The sequence below is a fragment of the Isoptericola sp. NPDC060257 genome, assembly GCF_042726645.1.
In the GTDB taxonomy this organism is placed as follows: Bacteria; Actinomycetota; Actinomycetes; order Actinomycetales; family Cellulomonadaceae; genus Isoptericola; species Isoptericola nanjingensis.
The window spans coordinates 1-1,085 of record NZ_JBHXAW010000514.1 but is presented as its reverse complement, the minus strand read 5'-3'; the positions used below and the strand labels follow the sequence as shown (position 1 = coordinate 1,085).

Here is a 1,085-nt window from a genome sequence, read left to right as displayed (position 1 = left end):
CGACCTTCAGTGGGTCGATCTCACGACGGGTACCTCGATCTGGTGTGGTTGTCCACAGACGCCGCTTCGTGCACGAGCCATTTCTGACACGCTCCCTCGCCATGACGACACCGCCTGCACGCCCGGGCGACCGCCGAGGGCTTGCCGCTCCGGTCGTCCCACCCGCCACCCGGTTCAGCGAGGGCCGACGCAGCGAGATCGCGGTCGAGGTCTCGCGCGGCAGGCTCGAACGGGTGCGCAAGGGCGTCTACCTGGCGCCGGTCGACGCCGACGGGCCCGCTCGTACCAGGCGGGCCGAGGTCCTGCGACAGGTCCGCGCCGTCGAGGCTCGGCTCTCGACGACGTTCTGGTACTCCCATGCGACGGCGGCCGTGCTGCACGGATGCAAGACAGTCCGGTTGTCCTCCGCGGTCCACGTCACTCAGCTGCGAGCACCCAACGCCGACCAGGCGCGCGAGCGCGACCTCCGCCGCCACTGGACCGCCCTTCCTGAACGCGACCGAACCGCCGTCGACGGCTTGCCCGTCACCACACTCGAGCGGACGGTGGTCGACTGCGCGCGGACGCTCGCCTCCGACCAGGCCCTGGTGATCGCCGACTCCGCGCTTCGGGGCGACGCGGACCCCGCGCTGATCCGGACGATCCTCGCGGAGTCCGTCGGCGGGCGAGGGGTTCGCCGGGCCCGCGAGGTCGTCGGTCTTGCAGATCCCCGTGCGGAGTCCGCCGGTGAGTCACTTCTCCGTTGGATCATGCACGACGCCGGCCTGCCCGCCGCAGAGGTGGGGTATGCCGTCACGACCCGGCGCGGCGACGCGTGGCTCGACCTGGCGTGGCCGGACCGTCGGGTCGCGCTGGAGTTCGATGGCGCCGTGAAGTACTCCGGGGGCGAGTACGGCGACCCCGCTCGGCGCCTCTTCGAAGAGAAGCTCAGGCAGGACGCGCTGGAGGAGAACGGATGGCTCGTCATCCGCGTCGTCTGGGAGGACCTGCAACGCCCGGAGGCTCTCGTCGCCCGCATCCGGTCCGCGTTGCGGTCGCGGGCACCGAGATCGAGGTAGCCGTCGTGAGATCGACCCACCGAAGGT

The 1,085-nt window shown here is 71.2% G+C and carries 1 protein-coding gene; it reads left to right on the top strand.

Translation table 11 applies throughout. The annotated features are described in order from the left end of the window. Positions 1-1,058 (top strand): hypothetical protein (locus ACFWEK_RS21790; RefSeq protein WP_430555404.1); only part of this gene is annotated, 1,058 nt, incomplete at its 5' end. Positions 1,059-1,085: the final 27 nt, after the last annotated feature.